This is a genomic window from Tenacibaculum sp. FZY0031, assembly GCF_036350695.1.
In the GTDB taxonomy this organism is placed as follows: Bacteria; Bacteroidota; Bacteroidia; order Flavobacteriales; family Flavobacteriaceae; genus Polaribacter.
In genome coordinates this window covers 1-13,223 of sequence record NZ_JAZDVY010000006.1, presented here as the reverse complement: position 1 = coordinate 13,223, position 13,223 = coordinate 1, and the positions used below count along the sequence as shown (strand labels likewise).

Below are 13,223 nucleotides of genomic sequence, written 5' to 3'. Positions count from 1 at the left end.
GGTGTTTTTTTATAGGGGTATTTTAAACAAAAGCTAATTCAGCATTTGCCACAATTTATCTTTTAGCTCCATTAAGCCTTGTTGAGCAACAGAAGAGATAAATAACGTTTCAATGCCTTCAGGCAAATCGTGTTTAATTTCTTCTTTTAGTTCATCGTCTAGCATATCCGATTTTGAAATAGCTAACAAACGATCCTTATCCAATAATTCAGGATTGTGTTTGCGAAGCTCATTCAATAAAATTTCATACTCCTTTTTTATATCCTCGCTATCAGCAGGAATTAAAAAGAGTAGGGTAGAGTTACGTTCTATATGACGTAAAAAGTGATGCCCCAAACCTTTTCCTTCAGCAGCTCCTTCAATAATTCCAGGAATATCTGCCATGACAAAACTTTGATGATTGCGATATTCCACAATTCCTAAATTAGGTTTTAGGGTTGTAAATGCATAATCAGCGATTTTCGGTTTTGCTGCGGTAATAACAGATAATAAAGTAGATTTTCCTGCATTAGGGAAACCAACTAAACCAACATCAGCTAAAATTTTTAATTCAATGCGGTACCAACCTTCTTGTCCATCAATACCTGGTTGTGCATAACGAGGAGTTTGATTGGTAGAAGACTTAAAATGCCAGTTACCACGTCCACCTTTACCACCTTCTAATAAGATGATCTCTTGTTCGTCTTCAATAACTTCATATAAAATTTCGTCAGTATCAGCATCCCGAATAATAGTTCCTAATGGAACAGGAATGATAACATCGGCACCATCATGCCCAGTACTTCTACTACTACTACCATCACCACCGTGTTCTGCTCTAAAGTGACGTTTAAATTTTAAATGGAAAAGTGTCCACATATTTTTATCGCCACGTAATATAATATGACCACCTCGACCACCGTCACCACCATCAGGTCCACCTTTCGCAATGTATTTTTCGCGATGTAAGTGTGCAGATCCACGACCACCTTTACCTGATGATGCGTAGATTTTAATATAGTCGACAAAATTTCCTTCAGTCATTGTTAATTGTTTAATTGTTTAATTGTTGAATCGTTTAAACGATTCAACAATTAAACAAGTGTTTGTTATAATGTATCAAATACGTCTGATAAACGTTGAGTAATTTCTTCAATAGAACCCACACCATTTATCCCGTAATAATTACCTTGTGCTTGGTAATAGTCTTTTAAAACAGCTGTTTTAGTATTGTATTCATTAAAGCGGTTACGAATTTTACTTTCGTCCATGTCGTCTGAACGACCACTTGTTTTACCTCTTTCTAATAAACGTTCAACTAATAAATCTTCTGGTACTTCTAAAGCCACCATTCCGTTAATACGCTCGCCTTTTTCGGCTAAAAACGTATCTAAAGCTTTTGCTTGAGATTCTGTACGTGGGAAACCGTCAAAGATAAATCCTGCTGCATCTGCATTTTTAGTTACTTCTTCTTTTAGCATGTTAATAGTAACTTCATCAGGAACTAAATCTCCAGCATCAATATACTTTTTGGCTAATAGTCCTAATTCAGTTTCATTTTTAATATTAAATCGGAAAACTTCTCCAGTTGAAATGTGTACCAAATTGTATTTTTCTCTTAAAACTTCTGCTTGAGTACCTTTTCCTGCTCCAGGAGGACCGAATAATACGACGTTTTTCATATTGGGTTGTGTTGTTAATTGATAAATAGCAGGCAAGTTTCTACCATAACCTTTGTAATCTAATCCGTAACCTACAATAAATTTATCATCAATACTTTTTCCGATATAGTTTATATGCAGCTCTTTACGATACACATCTGGTTTGTAAAAAAGAGTTACTATTTTTAATTCTTTTAAATTTTTCGTTTTAAAGATGTCATAAATCTCTTGAAGAGTCGTACCAGTATCTATAATATCTTCTAAAATAATAACGGTTCGACCAGATAAATCTTCATTAAGACCAATTAAGTTCTTTACATTTTCTGTTGAAGAAGTACCTTGGTATGAAGACAACTTAACAAAACTAATTTCACAGTTTCCTTTATATTCACGTAAAAAATCAGCGGTGAAAACAAAGCATCCGTTTAAAATCCCTATAAAAATAGGCACTTCATCAGAAGGTAAATCTTTTCTTACTTGTTCAGCTAATGAGCTAACAATTTTAGAAATTTCATCAGCTGAAATAAATTCTTTAAAGTATAAATCGTGGAGTTTTGTAATTTTCATCAGACTGCAAAGATAGTTGCTTGATATTAAATGAAAAAACCGTTTTGAAGTTTATTCAAAACGGTTTTATGTATGCTTTTATATGAGTTACTTATTTTCTTCTTTTTTAGAAACGTCAAACATAATTGGCGTTGCAACAAATAAAGAAGAGTAAGTACCTACTACCACACCTACGATTAATGCGAACATAAATCCTTTAATACTGTCTCCTCCAAAGAAGAAGATAGCTAACATTACTAATAATGTTGTTAAAGAGGTGTTGATAGTTCTTCCTAATGTACTATTTAATGCTTTGTTTACTAAACTAGCAGTAACAGAGTTTTTACCTTCTGTAAACTCTCTAATTCTATCAAAAATTACCACGGTATCGTTCAATGAATATCCTACTACTGTTAAGATGGCAGCGATAAACGATTGACCAATTTCCATATCAAATGGCATGAACTTGTATAGTAAAGAGAAAACTCCTAATACCACTAATACATCATGGAAAACTGCTATTACAGCACCGATAGAGTATGCCATTTTTCTAAAACGTAATAAGATGTATAAGAAAACGACAATTAAGGAACCTAAAACTGCCCATAAAGCTGATTGCTTAATATCATCTGCAATAGTTGGTTCTACTTTCATATAGCTCATAATTCCATTTCCTGCTTTTTCAAAACCAGGTTTGAAGTTTTCATATGATGTATCACCTAAATATGGTTTTAAACCATTGTATAGGGCATTTTGTACAGTTTCATCAACATCAGTACCTTCTTCATCAATTTTAAAGGCAGTAGTAATTTTTAATTGATGATCAGAACCAAAAGTTTTTACTTCAGGAGCAGTACCAAATACTTCTTTTAATTGCTCAGCCACTTCATTTCCTTTCATAGCCTCATCAAAACGAACTACATACGAACGACCTCCTTTAAAATCTACTCCTTGCTTTAATCCTACAGTAAATATTGAAACTAAACCAACAACAATAAAGAAGCCAGAAATGATGTAAGCAATCTTGCGTTTTTGCAAGAATTCAATACTAATGTTGTTAAACCAATTTTTAGAGAAACCAGTATTGAATGTTAATTTGGTGCCTCTTTCAACAGCGCCATCAATAAATAAACGAGTAATAAATACGGCGGTAAATAAAGAAGTAGCAATACCTATCATTAATGTTAACGCGAAACCTTTAATAGGTCCTGTACCAAAAGTATATAAAATAATACCTGTTAATAAGGTAGTAATGTTAGCATCAATAATAGCAGATAATGCACCTTTAATACTAAATCCTTCATCTACCGATTCTCCTAAACTTTTCCCTCCGTATAAGGCTTCCTTAATTCTTTCGAAAATAATTACGTTCGCATCTACCGACATACCTATGGTTAAGATAATACCAGCAATACCAGGTAAGGTTAATACCGAATTAAATGAAGCTAAAATCCCGAAAATGAACAAGATGTTAACTACTAATGCAATGTTAGCATAGATACCAGCTTTACCATAGTATAAGAACATCCAAACTAAGACTAAAATAATAGCCAACCCGAATGACCACATACTCGCATCAATAGATTCTTTACCTAAGGATGGTCCAACAACTTCAGCTTGAATAATACGAGCAGGAGCAGGTAATTTACCAGCTTTTAATACGGTGGCAATATCTTGTGCTTCCGTTACTGTCATTGTTCCTCCAGAAATTTGAGTACTACCACCTGTAATAGCTCCATTTACTACAGGAGCAGTATATACGTAGTTATCTAATACTACAGCAACGAATTTACCAACATTTTCGCTAGTCATTTTTGCCCATTGTTTAGTACCAGAACCATTCATTAACATAGATACTACAGGTTTACTCAATTGGTCGTATTCTTGCTTAGCATCAGCAATTACATCACCGCCAATTGGAGCTTTGTCTTTTCTGTTAGATTTAATAGCATATAAACCAATAATTTCAGTTCCATCAGCACCAGCTTGAGACTTATAGTCCCATAAAAACTTAGTGTATTTTAAGTTGTTAGGTAACAAAGCTCTTACCTCCTTGTTGTGTAAGAAGCTATTTACTTTTGCAGTATCCTGAACTCTAGCTTGTGCGACCAAAGAACTTACTTGTTGTGGACTTTGAGCTACGTTAGGATATAAATATGTAAATAAATTCTTTTGAGTTTCAACTTTTGTTGAATCAGCTGATTCACCTAGTAAATCATCAATGTCATTACCTTCCTTAGCAGTATCTTTTGCTTGTTCAGTAGCAGAATCATCTTTTAACATTTCGGCAACCTTAGCATTTGCTGTAAAGAAAAAGTTTTGAATGTCTGCGTTTGTATGTACTTCCCAGAACTGTAATTCAGCAGTACTTTGTAATAACTTCTCTACACGGTCAATATCTTTAGCTCCAGGTAATTCTACTTGAATTCTACCAGAGTTACCAATACGTTGAATGTTTGGTTGTACAACCCCAAATTTGTCAATACGGCTACGCAATACTTCAAAAGCAGTGTTGATAGAAGTGTTGATTTCTTCTTGTAAAGTCGATTTAACCTGCTCGTTTGTTTTGTTGAAGTCTATTTTATCACGTAAAGCTTTGGTTCCAAAAATACTTGGGTCGCTTAATTTAACGCTACCATTACTTAATTTTTCGAACTCGTTATAGAATAAATCTAAATAATTCTCTTGACTGTCTTTTTGAGCTTCATCAGCATTTGTTAATGCTTGCTTAAAAGTTGTGTTTTGAGAATCGTTAGATAACCCAATTAAGATATCTTTTACTGATACCTGTAAAATTGCATTAATACCCCCTTTTAAATCAAGACCAAGGTTCATTTCCTTGTTTCTGATGTCGTTGTAAGAGTACTTTGCAAATCCTAAATTTACGATCTCTTTGTTAGCTACGCTATCTAAGTATTTTCGTTCATACCTAGCCAAAGCTCTACCATTGTTATCACTAACATTAGCCTTGGCATACTGTTTCGCACTATCTTCTACCTTATTGGCAAAGAAAGTAAACGATAATTGATAAATACTTACTAAACCAAAAAGTATAGCAAATAATTTAATTAATCCTTTGTTTTGCATTGTAAATAATTTAAATCGACTTTATTTTAAAAACGTGCAAATATAGCGTTTCATTAAAAGAAAAGCCAATTCTTTTACCATATTTGTGTTATTAGATAATAATTAAGGAATATTTGCTAACAAATGTCAGTTTTTATGGGGATTATATTACGTATATTTACCTGCTTTTTTTAGTACAACAAATAACTTAAAAATTTAAATAATTTGCCATGGCGCATTTAACCGATATCGAGATTGCTCAAGCAAAAGAATTACAACATATTAAATACATAGCTAATAAGTTACAAGTAAGAGAAGATGATTTAGAAATGTATGGGAAATACAAAGCTAAATTACCTCTAAACTTAATAGATGAAAACAAAATAAAAGATAATAATTTAGTGTTGGTAACAGCATTAACTCCAACACCTGCTGGAGAGGGGAAAACAACTGTTTCTATAGGGGTAACAGAAGGATTGAATGCCATAGGAAAACAAGCTACTGTGGTGTTAAGAGAACCCTCGTTAGGGCCTGTTTTTGGAATTAAAGGAGGTGCCGCAGGAGGTGGATATTCGCAAGTTGTACCTATGGAAGATATCAACTTACATTTCACAGGAGATTTTAACGCTATTGAGAAAGCTAACAATCTACTGTCTGCTCTAATAGATAACAACTTGCAAAGCGGAACGAACAGCTTACATATCGACCCACGTACCATTTTATGGAAACGTGTAATTGATATGAATGATCGTTCGTTACGTCAAATTACAATTGGTTTAGGAGGAACAGCAAACGGAATACCACGTGAAGATGGATTCAATATTACACCAGCATCAGAAGTAATGGCTATTCTTTGTATGGCAACTTCTTTTGATGATTTAAAAGAACGTTTAGGGAATATTTTCATAGGATTTACTTTTGATAAAAAGCCAGTTTTTGCACGTGATTTAAAAGCACAAGATGCAATGGCTATTTTGCTAAAAGATGCTGTAAAACCAAACTTGGTACAAACATTAGAGGAAAATCCAGCGATTATTCATGGTGGGCCTTTTGCAAATATTGCGCAAGGAACCAATACAATTATTGCAACTAAAATGGGATTGTCGTTATCAAATTACGTAGTAACAGAAGCTGGTTTTGGTGCCGATTTAGGAGCTGAGAAATTCTTAAATATAAAATCACAATACGCGGGGTTAAATCCAAAATGTGTGGTGTTAGTAGCAACAATCCGAGCGTTACGTCATCATGGAGGGGCACCAAAAGAAGAATACAATACTCCAAGCTTAGAGCGTGTACAAAACGGGTTTAAAAACTTAGAAAAGCATATTGAAAATATTAGAAAATTCAATATTGAGCCTGTAGTAGCAATTAATTCTTTTATATCTGATTCTGATGAAGAAGTACAATTTGTTATTAACGCTTGCAAGAATTTAGGTGTACAAGCTGTTGTTTCTGAAGGATGGGCTAAAGGAGGAGAAGGAACTAAAAATTTAGCCGAAGCTGTGGTTGATGTAGTTGAAAATAAAGCTACACAATATAAGCCTTTATATAATTGGAAAAGTCCTGTAAAAGAGAAAATAGAAAAAATTGCTAAAGAAATTTACGGGGCAGATACTGTAACCTATGATAAAAAAGCTGAGTTAAATTTGCGAAGAATAGAGCGTTTAGGATTTAATGATTTTGCTGTGTGTATGGCAAAAACTCAAAAATCATTTTCTGATAACGATAAATTAATAGGGAGGCCAGAAGGATTTACAGTAAATGTTAGAGAGATAGAAATTGCAGCAGGAGCTCAGTTTATCATCCCTATTTTAGGGAAAATGATGCGTATGCCTGGGTTGCCTGCCACTCCTGCATCAGAAAACATGAGCATTGATAATAACGGGGTAATTTCAGGGTTATCTTAATGTGTTAAAGATGAAATTACTTATTGTAAACTAAGTAATGAAGATTTCAACAGATAAGGGTATGGGAAGCGATAACTACTTATTCTTTAATGCTAGGATGATTTTTGATAACATTCCTGCTTTCGAACTAATAGTTGGATTTATCACGGAGTTCAATGTGCTATCAGAAGAAAAAACTTTTTGCATGTTTGGAAGGTTATAGATGTTGTTGACAAAGAAAGAGCAGTTTTTGTGAATGGAAATATCCTGAATTTATTGATGAAAGCTTGTTGCTTACTTTTGAAGTAAAATTTTTTAGTAAAGAAGAAACACAGTTTTCTGTAACAGTTTTAGGAATTGAACATTTCTCAAATACAAATATTTTAGAATTTATAAGATAAAGTTGTAAAGGAGGTTGGGAATATTTTTCCAATCGATTACAACAGTTTATTAGTATAAAACAAAATCCCGAATTCATACTCGGGATTTTGTTTTATACTAGTTCATGATTAAGTTAAGGTAGGTTAACTTACACCGCGCTGTTTGTTGATCTCGTCTTGTAATTGTCTACGTAGTTTTTGCTCTTTTTCAATAGATTTTCTTTTGTACTGTTCAAACTCTTCTTCAGTTTCAACTAACAAGCTTTTGGTTTCTTTAGTAACCACATTGCTATTCTTAAACCTGTAAATAAAGAAAGCCAACCCAACCAGTAAAACAAGGATAATACCCCATACAATAGAGTTGTAGGTAGCTTTGCTTAATGGAACACCAATAAAGGAAATGGCATCTTCTTTGTTGATAGAAGTAGCTAAGTCTTTGTTTAACGTGTCTATTTTAGTTTGTAATTCAGTTATGTTTTTTTGCTGCTCATTTATTTTAATTTGTTTCGAACTGGCATCAGTTTTAATAACTTTTATGCTATCTAAAATACTATTCTGTAGTCTTAAGTACTCATTTTTTTTTACAACTTTATAAATTTGATAATTGTTTGATTTTTTATAAAGTTCTATAAATTGGTTTTCAACAGTATTTGGTTGTTCAGAAGGGCTATTTTGAGCAATAATACTTTGCGTGAAGATAAAGATGAATACTATTTTTAAAAATTTCATAATATTGATATTTTAGTTCAATTGATGAATATGGATGGTTTAAAAAAACCCAAACGTTAAGGTTTGGGTTTTTAGTATAAGCAAGGGTATGAAACTTATTTTACTTTTTCTACAATGGCCTTAAAAGCTTCTGGGTTGTTCATCGCTAAATCAGCTAAAACCTTACGGTTTAACTCAATATTATTAGCTTTTACTTTCCCCATAAACTGTGAGTAAGACATTCCGTACAGACGAGCTCCAGCGTTAATACGTTGAATCCATAATGAACGGAAGTTTCTCTTATTGTTTTTACGGTCACGGTATGCATATAGCATTCCTTTTTCAACCGCATTTTTTGCTACCGTGTAAACGTTTTTACGACGTCCAAAGTAACCTTTTGCTTGCTTCAAGATTTTTTTTCTTCTATTTCTTGAAGCTACTGAATTTACTGATCTTGGCATAATTCAAATGTGTTTTTGTAGTAGGCGATTATGAAACTGTGAATTGATAATTACGAATTGATACAACCCTATAATTTAAAATTCATAATTCATAATTCTTTAACAAGCCTAACTCCATGGTTAATAATTAAATTCCCTGAGCTAACAATTATTTTAAAACTAATTGCTGCTTAATGTTTGCTTCATCAGATTTGTGTACTAATGTAGCGTGTGTTAATGCAAGCTTACGTTTTTTAGACTTTTTCGTTAAAATGTGACTTTTAAACGCGTGCTTTCTTTTGATTTTTCCAGTACCAGTTAACTTGAAACGTTTCTTAGCACTAGATTTTGTTTTAATTTTAGGCATCTTTGTTTTTTAGTTTTATCTTGCTTATATTATTATTGTATGTATTATTTACTCTTTTTAGGAGCAATAAACATAATCATACGCTTTCCTTCTAGTTTAGGCATTTGCTCTACCTTACCATATTCTTCTAATTCTTGAGCTAATTTTAATAGTAAAATTTGTCCTTGTTCTTTAAATACAATTGAACGCCCTTTGAAGAATACAAAAGCCTTTAATTTAGCTCCATCTTGTAAGAACTTAATTGCATGCTTTTTTTTGAACTCGTAATCATGTTCGTCAGTTTGAGGTCCGAAACGAATTTCTTTAACGGTAACTTTAGTAGCTTTAGCTTTTAAAGCTTTTTCACGTTTCTTTTGCTCATATAAGAACTTTTTGTAATCAATAACTTTACAAACAGGAGGAACAGCTTTAGGCGAAATTTCAACTAAATCTAATTCTAACTCTCGTGCAATCTCTTTAGCTTTAGCTAATGGATATACACCAACTTCCACGTTATCGCCTACAAGACGAACTTCATCAACATGTCTAATTTTTTCATTAATTCTATGTTGATCTTCTTTAATTACTCTCGCGGGTCTTCTACCGCCTTTTCTTCTAATTGCTATGACTTATAAATTTTAAATTACTATCTATTTTTAACTTCCAAAAGGAACCAATGTTTTACTAACTTCTTTCTGTATTAGAGAAATGAACTCTTCTATAGTAAATGTTCCTAAATCACCTTCACCATGTTTTCTTACAGATACTGTGCCATCTTTTTCCTCTTGCTCACCAACAATAACCATGAATGGTATTTTGCTAACTTCAGCATCACGTATCTTTCTTCCTGTCTTCTCGTTACGGTTATCAACGAGGGCGCGAATTTCGGAATTTTCTAACAAAGTTAAAACTTTTTCGGTATATTTTTGATATTTCTCACTGATTGGCAGTACAATAACTTGCTCAGGAGTTAACCAAAGAGGGAAATTACCTCCTGTATGCTCTAGTAAAACCGCAATGAAACGCTCCATAGAACCAAACGGTGCACGGTGAATCATTACCGGGCGGTGTAATTGGTTATCAGCACCTTTATAATGTAAATCAAAACGTTCTGGTAAGTTATAATCCACTTGAATAGTTCCTAATTGCCAGCTTCTACCTAAAGCGTCCTTCACCATGAAGTCTAATTTTGGGCCATAAAAAGCAGCTTCACCTTCTTCAACTACGTAATCCAAACCTTTGTCTTTAGCTGCATTAATAATTGCTTGTTCGGCTTTTTCCCAGTTTTCGACTGAACCAATATATTTATCAAGGTTTTCCATGTCTCTAATAGATACTTGAGCAGTAAAATCTTCAAAACCTAAAGAGCCAAATACATAAAGTACTAGGTCAATTACATTTTTAAACTCTTCATCTAATTGTTCAGGTGTACAGAAAATGTGTGCATCATCTTGAGTAAAACCACGAACACGAGTTAAACCATGCAATTCACCACTCTGTTCATATCTATATACGGTGCCAAATTCAGCGAAGCGTTTAGGTAAGTCTTTATATGAATATGGTTTATGGTTGTACACTTCGCAGTGATGCGGACAGTTCATAGGTTTCAGTAAAAACTCCTCGTCTTCCTTTGGAGTAGTAATGGGCTGAAAACTATCTTCACCATATTTCGCATAATGCCCAGAAGTTACATATAGTTCTTTCTGTCCAATATGTGGAGTCATTACCATTTCGTATCCTGCTTTCTTTTGAGCAGCTTTTAAGAAATCTTCTAAACGACCACGTAAAGCAGCTCCCTTTGGTAACCATAAAGGTAAGCCTTGCCCCACTTTTTGAGAAAAAGTAAAAAGCTCTAATTCTTTACCAAGTTTTCTATGATCACGTTTTTTTGCTTCTTCAAGTAATTCTAAATATTCTTTTAACTCTTTTTGTTTAGGAAAAGAAATTCCATACACACGAGTTAACTGGTTATTCTTTTCGTCACCACGCCAATAAGCTCCAGCAACATTCATAATTTTCACTGCTTTGATAATTCCAGTATTCGGAATATGACCTCCACGGCATAAATCGGTAAAATCACTGTGGTCACAAAAAGTAATGTCGCCATCTTCTAAACCTTCAATAAGCTCTACTTTATATTGATTGTTTTGTGCTTGGTAGTATGCCAAAGCATCAGCTTTGGAAATAGAACGCATCTTAAACTCTGCTTTTTCACGAGCACGTTCTAAGAATTTCTTTTCTATTTTATCAAAATCTTTTTCAGAAATAGTGTCCTCTCCAAAATCAACATCGTAATAAAAACCATTTTCAATAGCAGGGCCAATAGTTAATTTTGCATGAGGGTAAAAATCTTGAATAGCTTGTGCCAATACGTGAGCAGATGAATGCCAAAAAGCCTTTTTACCAGAAGCATCATTAAATGTATATAAAACCAACGAGCCATCTGTGGTTAAAGGTGTAGAGGTTTCAACAGTTGTTCCATTAAAACTAGCAGAAATAACATTTCTAGCTAAACCTTCACTAATACTTTTAGCAACATCCATTGGAGTGCTGTTCATTTCAAATTCTTTGACGCTCCCGTCGGGTAGTGTAATCTCAATCATTATATATGTATATTTTTATAATTTCCTTACAAGTGGAAATTTTGAGTCGCAAAGATATTGTAAAAGCATTTTGTAAGCAATACATAATAATTAAAGATTGTAAAATCAATTTCACTCTTACAATAATTATAAAGAGCCAATGCTTTTTAAAATGAATTAATTACTTTTAATTTTTTAAGCATCTATTTTTTAGTTATGTTTTTTGAGTTTTTTAAAAATAAAGGTAAGCTTGAGCCGTTTGAAATTAAAAATAGTAGTACAGTTCTGTTGTTAATGGCACCTGGGTTGTATATTTATTCTCTTCTAATTTTTTATTTTAATAAAAAGGCAGTAGAATTTCCTTATCTAAGAGAAATTTTTGCCGTTGTTTTTCTCGTAGCAGGATTAATTCCTTTTGTAAAAAAGAAATGGGCAAGAAAATACTATGGTTATGTGGTTTTTTTAGTGCTGTTCTTGTTTCAACACTACCTTATATATACGACAAAAACAAATAATTTTTCAATTGATTATTTGTTGGGAACTTTTATTGTGATGTTTGGGGCTGTACTAATGCTAAATAATAGAGGGTTTGTAATTGCTTTTAGTACTTTTCAATTATTGCATCTGACTTATTGGATCCTTACGTCAAATATAAATATTGTATTAGAATCTGCCATATTGATATCTACATCAACTATTTTTATTTTTTCAATAATCATTTTGAATGGACATATAAGGTATCGAAAAAAATTACAAGAAGTAAACTCGTCATTAGAAAATAGAGTAAAAGAAAGAACAAGAGATTTAGAAAGTAGAGCAAAAGAATTGTCAGAAAAAAACGAAGACCTAGAAGAATTTGCTTATGTAGTGTCGCATGACCTAAAAACTCCTTTAGGAAATTTACATGCTTTATCAGAGTGGATGTTGGAGAGTGATGAAGGAAATGATCGAGGAAAAAGCGAATACTCTAATATGCTCCAAATGATGAAAGAACAGGTAGAACAGATAGATTTACTAATCAATGGTATTCTCGATTATTCTTTAAGGGCGAATGATAGAGAAGTAAAACAAGAAGTAAATGTAAACAGTGTTGTAGAGCAAATAATACAATTGAATTCTGATTCTAATTGCACTATGGTAGTAAAGAACAAACTACCAACAGTACTGTATAATGAGTCTCAACTAACCCAAGTATTTAAAAATTTAATAGAGAACGCGGTTAAGCATAATAATAAAGAATATATATATGTAGAGATAGGGAGTGAAGAATATGATGAAGAATATATTTTTTATGTAAAAGATAATGGTCCAGGGATAGATCAAAAAAACCATGAAAAGATTTTCAACCTTTTTCAAAAGTTAGAAGAAACATCTTCATTTCAGTCTATAGGATTAGGGTTGGCTTTGGTTAAAAAGATTTTAAAGAGAGAAGGAGGGAGGATATGGTTGAAGAACGAAGAGGGTAAAGGGGCTGCGTTTTACTTTTCTATCATGAAAAATAAATAGTTTGCAAGGAAGAGTACTGGTTATTAGTACGTTGTGTTTTTTTTAAAAAAAAAGATAAAAAAAGTCATTGTTGTAAAGAAAAAGGTATCTATATTTGCACCCGCAAACGGAGCAGCGGTAAGC

General features: G+C 32.9%; 11 protein-coding genes. 3 read left to right on the top strand and 8 right to left on the bottom strand.

What is annotated here, in order from left to right:
- Nucleotides 1-33: 33 nt before the first annotated feature.
- The 3 genes from obgE to secDF all read right to left on the bottom strand — a co-directional run bounded on the left by obgE (nt 34) and on the right by secDF (nt 5,273).
- Nucleotides 34-1,023: a GTPase ObgE gene (gene obgE, locus V1T75_RS09610; RefSeq protein ID WP_330488331.1), complete on the bottom strand. Its 990-nt coding sequence runs from the start codon at nt 1,021-1,023 to the stop codon at nt 34-36.
- A gap of 65 nt (nt 1,024-1,088) precedes the next feature.
- Nucleotides 1,089-2,207, bottom strand: a complete 1,119-nt coding sequence (locus tag V1T75_RS09605; protein ID WP_330488330.1) for an adenylate kinase — start codon at nt 2,205-2,207, stop codon at nt 1,089-1,091.
- Between the two features lie 87 nt (nt 2,208-2,294).
- Complete coding sequence (secDF, locus tag V1T75_RS09600) at nt 2,295-5,273, bottom strand: protein translocase subunit SecDF (protein WP_330488329.1); 2,979 nt, start codon at nt 5,271-5,273, stop codon at nt 2,295-2,297.
- Between the two features lie 209 nt (nt 5,274-5,482).
- Here secDF and V1T75_RS09595 point away from each other — a divergent pair, with 209 nt between their 5' ends.
- Both V1T75_RS09595 and V1T75_RS09590 read left to right on the top strand, forming a co-directional pair.
- Entirely contained in the window at nt 5,483-7,159 is a 1,677-nt protein-coding gene (locus V1T75_RS09595) for a formate--tetrahydrofolate ligase (RefSeq protein ID WP_330488328.1), read from the top strand.
- Between the two features lie 37 nt (nt 7,160-7,196).
- Complete coding sequence (locus V1T75_RS09590; protein WP_330488327.1) at nt 7,197-7,361, top strand: hypothetical protein; 165 nt, start codon at nt 7,197-7,199, stop codon at nt 7,359-7,361.
- A 301-nt stretch (nt 7,362-7,662) separates the two neighbouring features.
- Here the strand turns inward: V1T75_RS09590 and V1T75_RS09585 are convergent, their stop codons facing one another.
- The 5 genes from V1T75_RS09585 to thrS all read right to left on the bottom strand — a co-directional run bounded on the left by V1T75_RS09585 (nt 7,663) and on the right by thrS (nt 11,615).
- Nucleotides 7,663-8,247, bottom strand: a complete 585-nt coding sequence (locus tag V1T75_RS09585) for a tRNA (guanine-N1)-methyltransferase (RefSeq protein ID WP_330488326.1) — start codon at nt 8,245-8,247, stop codon at nt 7,663-7,665.
- A 95-nt stretch (nt 8,248-8,342) separates the two neighbouring features.
- Nucleotides 8,343-8,687 (bottom strand): 50S ribosomal protein L20, encoded by a 345-nt coding sequence (gene rplT, locus V1T75_RS09580; RefSeq protein ID WP_330488325.1) that lies wholly within the window; start codon nt 8,685-8,687, stop codon nt 8,343-8,345.
- Nucleotides 8,688-8,835: 148 nt separating this feature from the next.
- Entirely contained in the window at nt 8,836-9,033 is a 198-nt protein-coding gene (rpmI, locus tag V1T75_RS09575; RefSeq protein ID WP_047790515.1) for a 50S ribosomal protein L35, read from the bottom strand.
- A 44-nt stretch (nt 9,034-9,077) separates the two neighbouring features.
- Nucleotides 9,078-9,596: a translation initiation factor IF-3 gene (gene infC, locus V1T75_RS09570; RefSeq protein WP_262706669.1), complete on the bottom strand. Its 519-nt coding sequence runs from the start codon at nt 9,594-9,596 to the stop codon at nt 9,078-9,080.
- Nucleotides 9,597-9,668: 72 nt separating this feature from the next.
- Entirely contained in the window at nt 9,669-11,615 is a 1,947-nt protein-coding gene (gene thrS / locus V1T75_RS09565) for a threonine--tRNA ligase (RefSeq protein WP_330488324.1), read from the bottom strand.
- Between the two features lie 195 nt (nt 11,616-11,810).
- On the opposite strand from thrS, the gene V1T75_RS09560 reads away from it, so the two are divergent.
- The gene (locus V1T75_RS09560; RefSeq protein ID WP_330488323.1) at nt 11,811-13,100 is read left to right on the top strand and encodes a sensor histidine kinase; all 1,290 of its coding nucleotides are present in this window, start codon (nt 11,811-11,813) and stop codon (nt 13,098-13,100) included.
- The last annotated feature ends 123 nt before the right edge of the window (nt 13,101-13,223 follow it).

Bases quoted from the DNA above. Each gene is read 5' to 3' on its own strand.
- V1T75_RS09595 (WP_330488328.1), top strand. From the start codon at position 5,483: ATGGCGCATTTAACCGATATCGAGATTGCTCAAGCAAAAGAATTACAA.
- V1T75_RS09560 (WP_330488323.1), top strand. From the start codon at position 11,811: ATGTTTTTTGAGTTTTTTAAAAATAAAGGTAAGCTTGAGCCGTTTGAA.
- rplT (WP_330488325.1), bottom strand. From the start codon at position 8,687: ATGCCAAGATCAGTAAATTCAGTAGCTTCAAGAAATAGAAGAAAAAAA.
- V1T75_RS09605 (WP_330488330.1), bottom strand. From the start codon at position 2,207: ATGAAAATTACAAAACTCCACGATTTATACTTTAAAGAATTTATTTCA.
- obgE (WP_330488331.1), bottom strand. From the start codon at position 1,023: ATGACTGAAGGAAATTTTGTCGACTATATTAAAATCTACGCATCATCA.
- V1T75_RS09585 (WP_330488326.1), bottom strand. From the start codon at position 8,247: ATGAAATTTTTAAAAATAGTATTCATCTTTATCTTCACGCAAAGTATT.
- rpmI (WP_047790515.1), bottom strand. From the start codon at position 9,033: ATGCCTAAAATTAAAACAAAATCTAGTGCTAAGAAACGTTTCAAGTTA.
- thrS (WP_330488324.1), bottom strand. From the start codon at position 11,615: ATGATTGAGATTACACTACCCGACGGGAGCGTCAAAGAATTTGAAATG.
- V1T75_RS09590 (WP_330488327.1), top strand. From the start codon at position 7,197: ATGAAGATTTCAACAGATAAGGGTATGGGAAGCGATAACTACTTATTC.
- secDF (WP_330488329.1), bottom strand. From the start codon at position 5,273: ATGCAAAACAAAGGATTAATTAAATTATTTGCTATACTTTTTGGTTTA.